Origin of the sequence: Xanthomonas sp. JAI131, from assembly GCF_013410075.1 — a bacterium.
GTDB lineage: Bacteria > Pseudomonadota > Gammaproteobacteria > Xanthomonadales > Xanthomonadaceae > Xanthomonas_A > Xanthomonas_A bonasiae.
Genome location: NZ_JACCCN010000002.1, coordinates 497,514 through 512,770, shown reverse-complemented (window position 1 = coordinate 512,770; position 15,257 = coordinate 497,514). Strand labels below are relative to the sequence as shown.

The 15,257-nt window shown below is 63.7% G+C and carries 15 protein-coding genes; 7 read left to right on the top strand and 8 right to left on the bottom strand.

Going from position 1 to position 15,257, the window contains the following annotated elements; translation table 11 throughout:
• Window positions 1-13: 13 nt before the first annotated feature.
• From HDC36_RS08995 to HDC36_RS08975, 4 genes are all read right to left on the bottom strand, one after another.
• Window positions 14-2,740: a hypothetical protein gene (locus HDC36_RS08995; RefSeq protein ID WP_179566448.1), complete on the bottom strand. Its 2,727-nt coding sequence runs from the start codon at window positions 2,738-2,740 to the stop codon at window positions 14-16.
• Window positions 2,737-3,168, bottom strand: coding sequence for a hypothetical protein (locus HDC36_RS08990; protein ID WP_179566446.1), 432 nt, complete (start codon window positions 3,166-3,168; stop codon window positions 2,737-2,739). The genes HDC36_RS08995 and HDC36_RS08990 overlap by 4 nt, the downstream gene beginning before the upstream one ends.
• 461 nt (window positions 3,169-3,629) lie before the next feature.
• A complete protein-coding gene (locus HDC36_RS08985) occupies window positions 3,630-4,064 on the bottom strand; it encodes a hypothetical protein (protein ID WP_179566444.1) in 435 nt (144 codons plus the stop codon).
• Between the two features lie 440 nt (window positions 4,065-4,504).
• Window positions 4,505-5,413 (bottom strand): LysR family transcriptional regulator, encoded by a 909-nt coding sequence (locus HDC36_RS08975; protein WP_179566442.1) that lies wholly within the window; start codon window positions 5,411-5,413, stop codon window positions 4,505-4,507.
• A 111-nt stretch (window positions 5,414-5,524) separates the two neighbouring features.
• On the opposite strand from HDC36_RS08975, the gene HDC36_RS08970 reads away from it, so the two are divergent.
• Window positions 5,525-6,391: an NAD(P)H-binding protein gene (locus HDC36_RS08970; RefSeq protein ID WP_179566440.1), complete on the top strand. Its 867-nt coding sequence runs from the start codon at window positions 5,525-5,527 to the stop codon at window positions 6,389-6,391.
• Window positions 6,392-6,684: 293 nt separating this feature from the next.
• Here the strand turns inward: HDC36_RS08970 and HDC36_RS08965 are convergent, their stop codons facing one another.
• Entirely contained in the window at window positions 6,685-8,019 is a 1,335-nt protein-coding gene (locus tag HDC36_RS08965; RefSeq protein WP_179566438.1) for a GGDEF domain-containing protein, read from the bottom strand.
• A 251-nt stretch (window positions 8,020-8,270) separates the two neighbouring features.
• Complete coding sequence (locus tag HDC36_RS08960) at window positions 8,271-8,519, bottom strand: SymE family type I addiction module toxin (protein WP_179566431.1); 249 nt, start codon at window positions 8,517-8,519, stop codon at window positions 8,271-8,273.
• Window positions 8,520-8,816: 297 nt separating this feature from the next.
• On the opposite strand from HDC36_RS08960, the gene HDC36_RS08955 reads away from it, so the two are divergent.
• The 5 genes from HDC36_RS08955 (at window position 8,817) to HDC36_RS08935 (ending at window position 12,599) form a co-directional block, all read left to right on the top strand.
• Window positions 8,817-9,641 (top strand): DUF5694 domain-containing protein, encoded by an 825-nt coding sequence (locus HDC36_RS08955; protein ID WP_179566429.1) that lies wholly within the window; start codon window positions 8,817-8,819, stop codon window positions 9,639-9,641.
• A 245-nt stretch (window positions 9,642-9,886) separates the two neighbouring features.
• Window positions 9,887-11,041: a glycosyltransferase gene (locus HDC36_RS08950; RefSeq protein WP_179566427.1), complete on the top strand. Its 1,155-nt coding sequence runs from the start codon at window positions 9,887-9,889 to the stop codon at window positions 11,039-11,041.
• 150 nt (window positions 11,042-11,191) lie between these two features.
• Window positions 11,192-11,644 (top strand): hypothetical protein, encoded by a 453-nt coding sequence (locus tag HDC36_RS08945; protein WP_179566425.1) that lies wholly within the window; start codon window positions 11,192-11,194, stop codon window positions 11,642-11,644.
• A gap of 81 nt (window positions 11,645-11,725) precedes the next feature.
• On the top strand, window positions 11,726-12,226 hold the full coding sequence (locus tag HDC36_RS08940; protein WP_179566423.1) for a hypothetical protein: 501 nt from the start codon (window positions 11,726-11,728) through the stop codon (window positions 12,224-12,226).
• A gap of 49 nt (window positions 12,227-12,275) precedes the next feature.
• Window positions 12,276-12,599, top strand: coding sequence for a RebB family R body protein (locus HDC36_RS08935; RefSeq protein WP_179566421.1), 324 nt, complete (start codon window positions 12,276-12,278; stop codon window positions 12,597-12,599).
• Between the two features lie 403 nt (window positions 12,600-13,002).
• Here HDC36_RS08935 and HDC36_RS08930 read toward each other — a convergent pair whose 3' ends face one another.
• Window positions 13,003-13,389 carry a helix-turn-helix domain-containing protein gene (locus HDC36_RS08930; RefSeq protein WP_179566419.1) on the bottom strand — a complete coding sequence of 129 codons (387 nt, stop codon included), beginning with the start codon at window positions 13,387-13,389 and terminating at the stop codon, window positions 13,003-13,005.
• A 149-nt stretch (window positions 13,390-13,538) separates the two neighbouring features.
• Here HDC36_RS08930 and HDC36_RS08925 point away from each other — a divergent pair, with 149 nt between their 5' ends.
• Complete coding sequence (locus HDC36_RS08925) at window positions 13,539-14,546, top strand: NAD(P)-dependent alcohol dehydrogenase (protein WP_179566417.1); 1,008 nt, start codon at window positions 13,539-13,541, stop codon at window positions 14,544-14,546.
• 100 nt (window positions 14,547-14,646) lie between these two features.
• On the opposite strand, the gene HDC36_RS08920 is transcribed toward HDC36_RS08925, so the two are convergent.
• Complete coding sequence (locus HDC36_RS08920) at window positions 14,647-14,946, bottom strand: SymE family type I addiction module toxin (RefSeq protein ID WP_343204327.1); 300 nt, start codon at window positions 14,944-14,946, stop codon at window positions 14,647-14,649.
• Between the last annotated feature and the right edge of the window lie 311 nt (window positions 14,947-15,257).

Genomic DNA, 15,257 nt, shown 5'->3' with positions numbered 1-15,257 from the left:
GCCGGTAGGGTCATTACACCACCGGTCCTCCACGACCGGGGACGTCTTGATTGCGCTGCGTCGCTTCCTGCGCAAGCTGCTGTTCCTGGTGCTTGTTGAACGCCAGCGATTGCTGGGAAGTTTCCTGCAGCGAGGGGACGGGTTCGTTGGTGTTGACCGAAGCCCTGAACCCCGGCGTGGTCCCCGTCACCCATAACGTGTCCCCCGCCAGGCGCACGCCATCGATCTTGCTGGCGTCGGTCATGCCTTCCTTTTTGCTCAGCAGCATGGCGTGGGCGACATGGTCGTCCGCGATATGTGCCGGCGTGCCATCCCTGAGCTTCGCGAAGAGCGCCTGATCGTTCGGGGACAGTTGCCCGAGCGGCGATGCCTGCTTGTCGGTGTGCTCGATAGCGGTTGCCATCGGCGAGCCTTGCGCCGGCAAGGAGGCATGTGGCACGGGCTCCGCTGGTTTGGTCCCGCTTTGGATCGCCGGGCCTTTGCCTTCCAGTGCAGGCGTTTCTGCTTGCTTGATGTCTTCCGCGGTGGTGATCGCTTTGGGCACCATCTTGCTGTCGGACAGGAAGCCGTCGCGGCCATCGTCCATCATCGTCACGATCGCGCTGTCCGGCCCCGGGCGACCGGTCTTGGGATCGGGCTGCAGCATCAGGGAATACGGCTTGCCGGCATCCAGGCCGTCGTGGGCGTGAGTGCGGGAGACGGCGGCCATGGCGGCGTCGAGCTCCGCTTCGGTTCGCGCGATACCGGCGCCGGCATAGGCGCTGGCCACCATGCCGCGCATCGTCGTGGCTTTCGGCAGCGTCGGATTGGCGTGCGCTTCGGCGGCCATGGCGGCGTATTCCTGCAACCCGGCCTGCTGGCTGCGATGCACTTCGTTCAATTCGTCGCGGACGTTGCCCTGGGCCTGGTTGGTGCCGTAGATCATGCCCGGCGTCGTCCATTCGCCATTGGCGCCACGGGTGTAGGTGTGGCCATCGGACGCCTGCAGGGCGTCCGTCTGCGCGCTGGCGTGCTTCACGGCGGCCGGCATGTCGCCGTGCTGGTGCCAGCCGAACTGGTTGTAGGCCACCTGGTAGCGGCCGGCGATCGCAGCCGGCGTGTTGGCCGCGTTCTGGGCGATGATCAATTTCGAGGCCTGCTCCAGTTCGGCCGCGCGTTGCGGGGTGGCGGTTTCGGCATGGGTGACCTTCATGCCGTGCTCGATGTATTGGTCGACGACCGTCCGCGACCAGATGTGGGTCTGCGGATCGCGGGTCCAGTGGCCTTCCCCGTCCAGGCTGGGAGCTTCGCCCTTGCCAGATGGGATGGAGTAGGGATTCTGCGGCTGCGACAGATTCGCCAGTCCCAATTCGTAGGACGCGTTGGCGGACTTGTAGTTCAGTTGGTTGGCCAGCACGTCGCCGGCCACATATCTGACCTTGCTGTAGGTGGCGCTTTCGTTTTCCGGCGATGCCGTGGTCGTGGCCTTGATCTGCTGCGTCTCCGCCACCCGTGACCAGGTACCTTTCGGATCGTTGGGATCGCGGCTCCATTCGTTGCCGTCCCGGTCCTTCTGGGTGAAGACGCTGTCGATATCCTTCTGCTGCGCCCATTTCTCGCCGAGGAAGGCACCGCCAACGCCACCGGCCACGCCGCCGATCGCCGAAGTGACGAGGGCGCCCGGGCCGCTCGGCGAGCCGCCCGCCAGGCCATATCCGGCGCCGGCCAGGAAGCCGACGGCGATGCCGCCACCGATGCCGCCGACGTTGCGGCCGATGAAATGGGTCTTGGCCGACTCGGCACCTGTCGTGTTGCCCTGCGCTTCCAGTTTCACCACTTGATGGCCGGTGGTGGAGAAGTCGTATGCCAGCGCGGCCACCGCGATCACGGTCCCACCTTTCGCCAGCATGCCGGGACGCAGGCCTTTGGATGCCGCCACCGCTTCACCGGTGATGGCCGCCTCTCCCAGCGACGCCGCAGGTGCGCCGAATCCGGTGGGCGCACGGGGCAGGCCCGCGTTTGCCAGTTCGGCGGCGGGCGGGAATTTGGCGGCATCTGCGCCGAGGGTGGCGGCGGCCTCCTGCGAGAGCGAGACCTTGGTGACCTTCGGTCCCACATTGTCAGGCGACACAAAAATGCCCTTGGGCACTGCCTCGATGAACTGCGCCTGCACCTTGGGCAACACGGCATCGGCGCCACCTTGGGCGTAGAGCGCTTTCAGTTCGCTTACCGGCTGCCCGCCCAGGGTTCTGACGTTGGGGTTCTCCAACACGACGGGCAGTTCCACCTTGCCGAAGACACGTTCGATGTTGGCATTGGTGGCGACTACCTTGATGTCGCCGCGCAGCGAGCCTGCGAATTCGTTGGAGGCTTCGCCCCATAAACAGCCTTCAAGCGAGGTGGCGCTTTTAGCGACGGCCTTTGGATCGCCAAAAAGAAACTTCGTGGCCGATTCTCGGGCTTGGGCGAGGTCTTGCCCCTGTCCTACGAAGACACGTTCCGCCGCTCTGCGAATTTCGCTTGTGACTTCAGAATCTGCGAGAAATTGCGCCCGTGGCGTATTGTTAATGACGGGTAAGCCAGTCTTGCTCGACAGCTCCAATGCGATCGCCTCAGACGGTACCTCGCCGACCTGTCGGCTATAGAGAATTCCTCCTTCGCCTATCGCTTTGGCAGGGTACTGACGTGCGACGGCCTGGATTTCTTCCAGCGAGGCCGCTTTTCTGATTTGTTCGATTTGCCTGGTGTAGTCATCGCTCATGACGCGACCACATCATCCGTGACTAGAATCCAGCCATCCCTGAAGATAACCTGGCCCATGAAGTGGGCGGTTGGGTATTCCGTCAATATGGATGGTCTATTCGGAAACTTAGTGCCAGCAGCGATCAGTTGAACGATCAGTGCCTGAATGGTGTTGACTTGAGCTTGCGAGAAGATCTGACATCCATCAAGCATCGGCATTCCGAGAGATTTTTCGCTGCCGTAGCCGAAGGACACCACTTCAATGTTGTAGTCATTGTTATTGGGCAGGAAGGCTGTTTGGATTTCTCCAAAAAATTCAATGCCATCCACCTCGACAGCGAATGTCTCGTGACCGAGCTCGTCGACGCCCCGGACTAGGCCCGAAAATCGTGCTCGCCCTTCGGGAAACTGTACCCAGGCGAAGGTGGGGTGGTCATGCAGATCCATGTCGGTTGCTCCCTGTTAGATGATCGGAAATTCCGGCTTCCTGCGGCAGATTGTCCAGCAGCGGCGCCAGGGTAGGCAATCGCTTCGCGATCGGGTTGCGAGCACTACTCTACAAGCCTCTAGCGCCTTCCGCCATCAGCGATCGGGATGAAGATCCATGGCGGTACAGGCCGCCTGAAGGTCACGGCTCGGTGCTGGCAGGCTCTAACGCCAAGATGCCATGGTGGGGATAAGTGCCGGCGTCTGGGTGATCTGTGCTCCGGTAGATGGGCCCCAAAGCACGATCACGCGCAGATGGTGGCATCGACGTAGAAATGGCGGATGTCGCCGTCATCCCCAAGACGGCGGTGAAGAGTCCTGAGAGCTTGCGCCTCGATGACCAGGGATGTGCCCGCGATCGGTTCGCTTTCGGCGTTGCGGGCGACTGGTGTGTTTATGGTCTCAAGCCGTTGGAGCCGCCATCACTCGTGACGCGACGCGTCATCCGCGGCCAGCACCCAGTTTTCACCGAACATGACTTCGCCCATGAAGTGGGCATGGGGATATTCCGTGAGCACATGCGGTCTGTACGCAAATTGTCTGCCGGCGGCGATCAATTGAACGATCAGCGTCTGGATGGTGCTGGTTTCCGCTTTCGTGAAGGTCTGGCATGCCGTTGGCGGCATGCCGACGTAGCCGTCGCTGCCATAGCCAAATGAAACGACTTCCACGTTGTAGTCGTTGCCATTCGGTAGAAACGCTTTTCGGATTTCTCCAAAGTACTCTTCGCCACGGACCTCGACGGAAAAGGTTTCATGGCGCTGCTCATCCATGATGCCGCGTACGCCGCCTGAGAACCTTGCACGCCCCTCGGGGAACTGCACCCAATCGAAGGTGCGGTGATTGTACGAGTCCAATGCCTGTTGCTCCTTGTCGTAATCAAAGTCCCAGTGTCTTTCCCGATTGTCTAGCGGCGATAGCCGTACATGCAATCGTTTGTTGAATAGCTGACTAGCCTTGCTTTATGACGCAGTGGCCACGCTCACCTCCAGTTCGCTGTCGCGCACTTGCACGCGCAACGTACTGCCGATGGTGAAGCACAGTTCCTTCATTCAATGACCGTCCGGGCGTAGCGCGGGCGGCCGCTTGCGGTTGGCGGAGTGGCAACAGCCGATACAGCGCTGCTGCGGCGGGCGTGGGTGGCGGGGCGCACGCGATGCGCGGGCAAGATCGGCGGCATCGGCGGCGGTGATTCCTGCACGTGGCCGGCCAAGGGAAGAGGGCTGGGAATCAATTGCCTCCGTCCCCTTTTGTTCTATAGCCGGTCACCACCTCGCCTGGGTCGACTGGCCTCAACTCACCGCAGTAGGCCGACCACGAAGTCCAGCAGCGCCCGCGTCTTGGCCGGGACGTGGTGCCTGGTGGGGTAGTAGGCGTGCAGTGGAAAGCGCTCGTCCTGCCAATCAGGGAACAAGGGCACGAGCTTGTTGCCGGCGAGGTAACTCTCGGCGCCCAGTTCGAACAGCTGGGCGATGCCGTGGCCAGCCAGGCAGGTGCTGTAGAGGGTGCCGGCATCGTTGACAGTCAAGGCGCCACGGGCCGCGACGGTGAGCTTTCGTCGGCGCTGGTGGAATTCCCAGGGGAATGGCCGACCAGTGATCGAGTCACGAAACAGGATGCAGCGGTGGTGACCTGTCTCGAGTTCGCGGGGATCGGTCGGCCGCCCGTAGCGTCGGAGATAGGACGGCGACGCGACGGTCAACACCCGTGTATCGAGCAACTTGCGGGACACCAACGACGAGGGTTGCGGAAAACCAAAGCGGATCGCCAGGTCGAAGCCGTCGGTCACCATGTCGCCAAGGTCGTCCCGGCTGCGCAGTTCCACCTCGAGACCCGGATGACTGTCCAGAAAGGTGCCCAGCATGGGGCCAAGGATCAGCCGGGAAAAGAATGGGTCGATGTTGACGCGCAGCCGGCCGCGTACCGCGGCAGTGCCTCCCGCGGCGCTGCTGGTGGCCTCTTCGAGCGCGCCGACCAGGGGCATGACCTGCTCGTAGAAACGGCGCCCCTCGTCCGTCAAACGCACGGACCGGGTACTGCGCTCGAACACGCGGATGCCCAGCCTGCTTTCGAGTCGCGCCACCGCCCGGCTGACGCCGGATTGGGACATGTCGAGCGCTTCCCCGGCCCGGCTGAAGCTGGCCATGTCGACCACGGCTGCCATGACGTCGAGGCCTTCGAGCAGTTGCGGGTCGAACATTGCCATTGATGACTGCCGCGCATGAACAAGATGCCTCCCATGCTATCGCCTTTCGCGGAGCGCGTACTCAGACTTCCGTTCAACGCTACGCACCCCGCGTGGCATCAGGAGAACCCCATGTTTGTCATTACCGGAGTGACCGGCCAGGTCGGTGGTCGGATCGCCAGAGCGTTGCTGGCCGAAGGCGTTTCCATGCGCGCCGTTCTGCGGGATGCGGCCAAGGCATCGACGTGGGCCGGTCTCGGTTGCGAGACGGCATTGGCCACGATGGACGACGCCGCGGCGTTGGCGGACGCATTCGCCGGGGCCGACGCCGTGTTCGTGCTCTTGCCGCCCGTGTTCGATCCGACGCCGGGCTATGCCGAAACCCGGGCCAATGTCGCAGCGCTGGTCACGGCGCTGCAGCAGGTACGGCCGCAGCGTGTGGTGGCCCTTTCCACCATCGGTGCCCAGGCGACGCAAGACAGTTTGCTGACCCAATTGCAGATCATGGAACGCGCCTTTGAAGCGCTGCCCATGCCGGTCGCCTTTCTGCGCGCCGCGTGGTTCATGGAGAACACCGCGTGGGACATCGACGGTGCGCGCTCGCTTGGTGTCGTGTCGAGCTTCCTGCAGCCGCTGGACAAGCCGGTGCCCATGGTGGCGACGGCAGACGTCGCCGCGACGGCGGTTCGGATGCTGCGCGAGGTGTGGGAAGGAGACCGGGTGGTCGAGTTGGAAGGGCCGCACCGCATCACGCCGTTGGCCCTGGCCGCCGCCTTGGGCCGGGTGCTCGGGCGCGATGTCGTGGTGCAGCCGGTACCGCGGGCGACCTGGGACGCGCTTTTCCGCTCACAAGGCATGGCCAACCCGGAGCCGCGCATCCGGATGCTGGACGGCTTCAACGATGGCTGGATCGAATTCGAAGCCGGCCGTGAGGCATCGTTGAAGGGCACGACGGAACTCGAGACGGTGTTGCGAGGCCTTGTCTCGGTGAGCGCCTGATGCGCCAGGAACAAAGGTGACGGAGGTAATTAAGCGACCAAACCCCATGGGTTGCCGTGGTAGTGCCTGACGGCATGCGCGGTAGGCGACGAGCAGGGTTAGATCCTTCCCATCGTCATGTGAGTTGCCATGCGGAGTCGACGGCGCCTGGAGCTTCCAGGCATTCCGATGCATGTCGTCCAGCGTGGGGTCAATTCTCCGGGACGACGAAGATCGACATGGCTATCGCGGTCTGCTGTGCCACGTGTGTGAGCGCTTTGGCATGCGGGCACCCAAGGGTGGATAGAGACCCGTCAGTTCCCTTTGACATTTTTGACAAAATACATCGCTTTGTCGGCATGTTCGAGAAGCTGATGCTCATCATCCCCGTGCTCGGGATAGTGCGCGATCCCGATGCTCGGCGCGATGTTCAAGTGGTGGCCGTCCAGCATAAAGGGATGATCGAACGCGTCGCGGATTTTGCCTGACACTCGCGTCACGCCCTCCGAAGAGGTCCCCCGGAGCAGGACCACAAACTCATCGCCACCAACGCGCGCGACGGTATCCGATTCGCGGATGCATTGCGTCAGGCGTACGGCTACCTCCTTCAGCAATAGATCGCCGATACGGTGGCCCAGTGCATCGTTCACTTGCTTGAATTTATCCAGATCGAGATAAAGCAAGGACAGCGGCCCCTGCTCTCGTCGTGCCGCAGACAGCGCCACCTTCAGGCGATCGTGAAAAAAGACACGGTTGGGAAGCGCGGTCAGTTGATCGTACTGCGCCATGTATTGCAGTCGAACCTGCATTTGCTGGCGGTGGATGGCGGTGGCAATTTGCGTCGAGACGAACTGCAGCAACTCCTGGTCCTGTTCGCTGTAGCAGACACCGCCCGGATAGCTTTTGACCATGAGCAGGCCAATGGTCCCTTCCTGCGATTTGAGCGGAACACCCAGCCAAGAGAACGGATGCGTGCCAAAGGAGGGCCGCAGCACTTTCAGGCGATCCACCATCGTCTCAGGTGTCAGCAGCAGTGCCTGGCCGGTCTGAATGATCTCTGCGTAGAGTGTCCCCGGGACCAGGGTGAACGGCGCCGGCGTTTGCAGATGCTCATCCACATGATAGGGAAAGCTGAGCTGGTCGGTTTCATCGTCATAGAGCGCCACGGAGAAGTTATCTGCGGGCAGCAGCGTGCCGACGATCTGATGGATGCGTTGGAATAGCTTGAGAAGATCCTCGGCAGTGTGGGCCGCTTCGGAAATAGAATAGAGCGCAGCCTGCAAGGATTCGAATTGCTTGCGTTCGGTAATGTCGCGCGCAACCCCGATGCGCAGCTGATCGGCCGGCGACCAGCGCGCTGACCACATGATGTGCACGACGTGCCCATCCTTGTGCAGGTAGCGGTTCTCGAAATGCAGCTGAGGATGGCCTGCCATCACGGCCACCAGCGAGGTGCGGGTCATCTCGCGATCTTCAGGCAGCATCATGTCGAACATGTTCTTGCCGATCATTTCTTTCGGCGTATACCCGAAAATACGCTCGCACGAAGCGCTCGCAAAGACCACGTGGGCGTCGACATCCACCGCAAAGACGGCATCCATCATGAGATCGATAAAGCTGGCCGACGGCGCGTGAGGATTCGGTTCCATAAAAAAGTGTAAGGCCTGAATGGCGAGGGGAACCGGGGTCAGTATGCACTTATCGGACCCGGGCACAGGAGGTTGCTGGATGGAGTGCGTCGGTTGGAGGTGCGGCACTCGTTCCAGCTCACGGCGGAGGACCGCACAGGCTATGCCAATCCCGGCGGGCTCTCCCCGGTGTCGCCTAGCATCTCAGGGGAAGACAAAGCGGTTGGACGCCATCTCAGCGATCCTCCGGTGCGGGGTGGGCGATGACCGCATCAGTCTTCGGTGACCACGCTCACCACCAGTTCGCCGTCGCGTACTTGCACGCGCAGCGTACTGCCGATGGTGAAGCCAAGTTCCTCCATCCAGCGGCCGCCCGGGCGCAGCGCGGGCGTGCGCTTGCCGCTGGCGGAGTGACCGCAGCCCACGGTGCAGGTCTGCGGCGGGCGAGGGCGGCGGGGCGCGCGTGGCGGGCGGGCCAGCTCGGCGGCGATGGCGGCCGCGGCGTCTTCAACCGACATCATCGGGGTGAATGGTAGCTCGATGTAACGCAGGAATCCGGCCGGCTCGGTCGGGGGAACGGACTTCGGTTGGCGCGTTGCACGGTTGCGGGCAGGCGTTGGGCGGGCAGGGGCGCCACGGGATGTGGGTTGACGCATGGCACAGCCTCCTTGGCAGACAGGAAGCCGCGCCGAGTGGCGAGATCGGGTGCCGGCTTTTTTGTCTGCGCAAGCCGGCGATCGGCGACCCCTATGCCCAACGCGTGAACGAGTGCTCTAATGCCGGAGCCGCCATCGGCTTACCGTCCTGGAGCAGACACCTTGAACGCCCACCGTTTTTTTGTCGCCGCGTTGTCCGCTTGCCTGACCACGTTGCCTGCGCTCGCCGCCGCCGCGACCCAGGCGCCCGTCGCCCCGGCGAAAGTGATGATGCTTGGCTCGTTCCACTTCGAAAATCCGGGGCGGGACATGGTGAAGTTCAAGGTCTCCGACGTCATGTCGAAAGACAACCAGGCCTACCTCGCGGGCCTTGCCGCGCGGCTCGCCGCGTTCCATCCCACCGATGTCCTGGTGGAATGCGAGCCGTCCGAGCAGGCGAACTACGACGCTGCGTTTGCCCGCTACCGCGACGGTCAGTCGACCCTGCCGAATAACGAAATCCACCAGATCGGCTTCCGCGTCGCCAAAGCCTCAGGGATTGCGGGAGTGACGTGCTTCGACGAAGGCCAAGTAGGCTGGGACTCCGATCCGATGTTCGATTACATCAAGGCGCACGACCCGGCCATGCAGGCGACGATGGATGCCACGTTCAAGAATCTCTCCGCGCGCGCCGACCGCGAGCAATCGACGTTGCCGCTGCACGAGCTGCTGCGCCTGACCAACGATCCCGCGCGCGACCGCGAAAACAAGAATCTCTACATCAGCACCAATGCCGTGGATGCCGGTGGCAGCTTTGCCGGTGCCGACGCCGCGGCCAGTTGGTGGCATCGCAACTTCCGCATGTATGCCAACGTGCAGAAGGCCGCACAACCCGGCCACCGCGTGCTGGTGATCGCGGGATCCGGCCATACGGCGATCCTCAAGGACCTGTTGGCGATCGACATGCAGCGCACTGCCGAGGACGTGAGCGGGTATCTGGCGCCGTAAGTCCACCTGAGGTTAAGGGCAGGAGCGGGGCGCAACAGTGGGGCCAGAAGAAAAATTGATATTTCCTTTGCCCCGTTGTTGGCGATCCTCATTGGTGTGGTAACGGTGAAGATGCGCCATGCCCGCGCTTTTGCAAACCAAAGCCGCTGCACAATAATTGCTAAGAACTAAAGCCGGGGAGGCCTCAGAATCTGCGCCCTGTTTTCCCAGTTTCATCCCCGACACCGACCACGCCGACTCCAGCCATGACCAAAGTTCTGATCCTCAGTGTAAGCGCCGGCAATGGCCACGTGCGCGCAGCACAGGCGCTTGCTGCCGCCGCACTCTCTCTCGCTCCCCCGTGCACGGCTGTACATATCGACACCATGGCCCATGTGTCAGGGGCGTTCCGCAGGATCTATACGGATTGGTACATCCAGCTCGTGAATCGCGCGCCCGAACTGTGGTCGTATCTGCATCAGCGCAGCGACGTCACGCCGCACCACGCGGCGTCGCAGCGCTTGCGCCGCGGCATCGAGCGACTGAGCACCGGCGCGCTGCTGCGCGAGATTCGAAACGCAAAACCCGATGCGGTGATTTGCACCCACTTCCTGCCGGCCGAGTTGCTGATGCGCGAACGCAGAAACGCTCGCCTCGACTACCCCGTCTGGTTGCAGATCACCGACTACGACCTGCACAACATGTGGCTCGTTCCCGAGATGACCGGCTACCTGGCGGCGAACGAAGAGGTCGCGTTCCGGCTTCGCGCACGCGGCATTCCGGCCGACCGTGTGCACGTCACAGGAATTCCGGTGATGCCAGCATTCTCGAAGCCCGACGCGCCGACGCTGGACCGCGATGCGTGCGCGGCCGCCCTGGGTCTGGACCCATCGCGCTCCACGCTGCTGATGGCGTCGGGCGGCGCTGGCGTTGGCGGCCTAGCGAGCATGGTCGAACGTGCCCTGGGCATGGCAAGCGATTTCCAGGTCATCGCCGTGGCGGGCCGCAATGCCGAAACGCACGCCAGACTGGCGGCGCTGGCGCTTCGCCATCCGGGCCGGATGATTGCGGTGGGCTTCACCGATGAGATGCACAAGCTCATGGCAGCTGCCGATCTGGTCGTCACCAAGCCCGGCGGCCTCACCGTGTCCGAATGCCTGGCGCTGGGCAAGCCGATGCTGCTGATCTCGCCGATCCCTGGCCAAGAAGAACATAACGCCGGCTTCCTGATGGAAGAGGGCGCAGCATGGCTGGCCTACGATGCCATTGGCCTTGACTACAAGGTCGAACGGCTGATGGCCGATCGGCCGAAATTGCGAACCATGGCCGCGTGCAGCCTTGCGCTCGGCAAGCCCCAGGCCGCAGCGACCGTGCTTCAACGTGTGTTGCAGAGCATGCCGCATGATGCGGGCCGCAGATAGAGCGCCCATCCGTCGCACATTGGCCCACCTGGCCTGGGTGCTTGTGATGGACTTAAGGTGCCTCCCAGGCCTGTGACCCGATAGCGCATTTCTAGAAACCGCCGACGCCGACCGCTGTGAATCATCCTGCCAGGCCCATGCGAGGAAACCATGATGCTGCCGAATGCAAACGACGAAAAAACGGGGCAAGCCGCCGCACAGGCAACCGCAGCCGCCGGGCGGAGCGACCATCTCGACGATCACGCCAAAGAGATCGGAGCATTGCCGACAGCGGCCGACGCTGCATCCGAGTCTGCGCCCGCCGCGCCCGATGCTGAAGCACCAGTACCGGTTGGAGCGGGTGTCGAGATGCGCATCAGCCATGCACCGGGCCTGGCACTGCCGTCGGCGGGCGCGTACTTCGGCGAGGACAGCAAGACAGCCTTGGCGGCGCAAGCCGCCTTGCTCAAGCAGATGGTGGCGACGGTCGACGATGTCCCGCAACTTCAAGGGATCGACCTGCCGGCCGATGCTGTCGTTGCCGTGGCGACGGCTGCACCGGGCACGGGGGCCGAGCAGGCCGGCAACACCGACGACGCGCCGGATCACTCCAATGCCAGGTAGCCGCTGAGCGCACACTGCGTAGGCGGCCGCGTGCCGCCGCATGACGGTATCCACCACACCACCATTCGCGGGGAGCAGCGCATGAACGAAACGCCGGATCCGAAGATGCAGGCCTTGTACGACTTGACCCGCCAGTGGCTGGGGCGTGAGTTGTCGGACGCCGAGCGCGCGCAATTGCGCGCATTCGCATTGGCGACTCAAAGCGCACCGCAGGCGACGAGCGAGGCGCCCAATCCGGCTGCCTCGTCACGCGCTGCCGAGATCGAACGCACGCGGCAGCGGAGCGATGCGGCCAGGCGCAGCGCCGATAACGCCATGCGTGAGGGCGACCAGGCGGCACACGATGCGATCGCGGCCGCAGCGGCGCAGGACATGGTCTGGCTGAAGGGGCACGCGGGCCCGGATCCAGATGGAAGGCCGTCGGCGGGCCAACAGGCCGACCTGCTGGCCGAAACGATCAGGCGCGAGGTGCAGGAGCAGTTCGATCGTCATTTCGCCGTGCTTGCGCAACAGATGCAGGAAGTGGTCGACGCAGCGCGTGCGCAGGGCGTGATTGCGTCGCCGCCATCATCGGCTGACTGAGCCGCCGCACCCCTTACGACATCGAATGCACGCCATCCAGGAGCGAGACATGGCACTTCCCACAGGCGTCAACGCGCAGATCACCGATGCGGTCACCCAGTCCCACGTCAAGGCCGTCAGCGAAGCGCCGGCACAGGCGGTGACGTCGCTCTACGAGAGCCTGGCGCGTTCGGTCGGCACGGTGTTCGAGCATGCCGTATCCGCGCCGCCGTCGCCGGCCACGCTGGCGCAGGCGGGAGCAATACAGACGCACAGCGCAGGCACCACCGCGGGCACGGTTGAGAAGATCGCCCAGGCTGGCGCCACCGATAATCTCGCCAGCTTGCTGACGGTGCCGCGGGCGTTCGAGGACAACACGCTTACGGGGTCTTGAGGGGCATCGCTGAAGACATGCGTTGCCACGGCTCAGCGAGACACGTCGTTGTGCTTGAAGGAGCGGCTTCCGCCGCGACGGGCATCGTGCCCACGCGCGTCGTGGCGGAAGCCGCTCCTCAGGATTTGCGGTGCGTTGGCCAAGTCCACTGTGGGAGAGACTTCAGTCCAGATGCCTGCCAAGGTAGGGTGACCGGCAGACGTGGTTCGTAGCGGCCGCATGAGCATTGACGCCTGCAAGTGGGCCTTCCTTCACGATTGAGGGCTCCCTTGCGTCATCGGACCTCGCATCTGCAGCGATGTCGCTCTCGACTATCGGCGTTCGCTACGCCACGTCGCGCTTCCTGCCACGCTGACGCCGTCTCGTGATGCGCGCTCCTGTTTTCCGGAAGTTCTTGCCTGAATCAATTAGCCGTCGCTTCGCCAAGCGCGCATTCCGGAGCTTCGGCCGGCGCGCGTGACATCTCGCTGGTGCGATACGACTCGCCCCATTCGCGCAGGCTGATCAGGACCGGCGCGAGGGATTTGCCAAGCGGGGTGAGCGCGTATTCGACCTTGGGCGGCACCTGCGGATAGACGTGCCGCACGATGACGCCGTCCTCCTCGAGCTCGCGCAACTGCAACGTCAGCATGCGCTGCGTGGCATTCGGAATCAGGCGCGTCAGTTCCATGAAGCGCTTCTTTCCCGAGAGCAGGTGGAACAGGATCACGGGCTTCCAGACGCCGCCGATCACCGAAAGCGTGACTTCGACCGCGCAGCCGCTCTTGCTGTCCTGGCGTTTCAGACGCATGGTTTCTTACCTACAAAATTGATAGTACCAGTGAAAATTGTACGTTCTTGCGATGCGGGAGGTACGTGCTGACAATGCCTGCAATGCGGCAGCGCTGCAAATGGTGCAGCGCGACCCCTCGCCACTTTTCCACCAAGGATTCCGTGCTCATGAAAGCCATCACCCTGCGCCAGCCCGCTGGCCTGGATAACCTCCGCCTCGTCGATCTTCCGGACCCCGGCCAACCGGGCGCCGGCGAAATCCGCGTGCGCGTACATGCCAGCTCCCTCAACTTCCACGATCTGGGCGTGGTGACCGGCCGGATGCCCAGCGCCGACGGCCGCATCCCGATGTCCGACGGCGCCGGCGTGGTGGAGGCGGTGGGTGAGGGCGTGGACGAGTTCGCCGTGGGCGATGCCGTCGTCTCGACGTTCTTCCCGACATGGCTGGAGGGCGGGCCGACGATCGCCGATTTCGCGACCGTGCCCGGCGACGGTGTCGACGGCTATGCGCGCGAATACGTGGTTCGCCCAGCGCAGTGGTTCACGCATGCGCCGCGCGGCTACAGCCACGCCGAAGCGGCGACGCTGACGACCGCCGGGCTCACCGCATGGCGGGCACTGGTGGTGGATGCGCGCCTGAAGGCCGGCGACACGGTCCTGGTGCTCGGCACGGGGGGCGTGTCGATCTTTGCGCTGCAGTTCGCCAAGCAGATGGGCGCCACCGTGATCGCAACGTCATCCTCCGACGAGAAACTGACGCGTGCGCAGGCACTGGGCGCCGACTTCACGATCAACTACCGGCGCGATACCGACTGGGCGGCCAAGGTGCTCGAGTACACGAGCGGCCGTGGCGTCGACAACGTGATCGAAGTGGGCGGCCCCGACACGCTGGGGCAATCCATCCAGGCTTGCCGCATCGGCGGACATATCGCCTTGATCGGCGTATTGACCGGCATTGCCGGCCCGGTGCCCACGGTGGCGCTGATGCAACGCCACCAGACCCTGCAGGGCTTGATCGTCGGGAGCCGGAGCCACCAGCGCGACATGGTCCGCGCCATCGACGCAACCGGCATCAAGCCGGTGGTCGACCAGACATTCGCGCTGGAAGACATCGCCGATGCATTTGCGCACCAGGCGGCGGGCAAGCATTTTGGGAAGCTGTGCTTGTCGATTTAGTAAGGGACGGGGGCAAGTGCACTCTGCCCCCTGTTTTTGAAGACAAAGCGGTTAGACGCCATCTCAGCGATCCTCTGATGCGCGGTAATCGATGGCCGCGTCAGTCCTTGCTGGCCACGCTCACCACCAGCTCGCCGTCGCGCACCTGCACGCGCAGCGTGCTGCCGATGGTGAAGCCCAGTGCCTCCATCCAGCGGCCGCCCAGGCGCAGCGCGGGCGTGCGCTTGCCACTGGCGGAGTGGCCGCAGCCCACAGTGCAGGTCTGCGGCGGGCGTGTGCGGCGGGGTGAGCGTGGCGGGCGGGCCAGCTCGGCGGCGATGGCGGCCGCGGCGTCTTTAACCGACATCATCGGCGTGCACGGTGGCTCGATGTAACGCAGGAAGCCGGCCGGCTCGGGCACGGGACCGGGCTTCGGTTGGCGCGTTGCACGGTTGCGGGCAGGCGTGGGGCGAGCAGGTGCGCTACGGGATGTGGGTTGACGCATGGCACAGCCTCCTTGGCAGACAGGAACCCGCGCCGACCGACGACGGGATGTCGGGAGGTTAGAAACCGCACAGAGCCGGCGGGCTTATTTCCCCGAAGGGTGTTGTATTCACCGCCCTCCCGACGCAGACAGCGCGTCGGAGTGTGCCTGCGAACAGGCACAAAAAACCCACCAGTTTGACGGAGGTGGGTGCCGCTCTGTGAGGAGTTTCTACGCTCCTTACATAG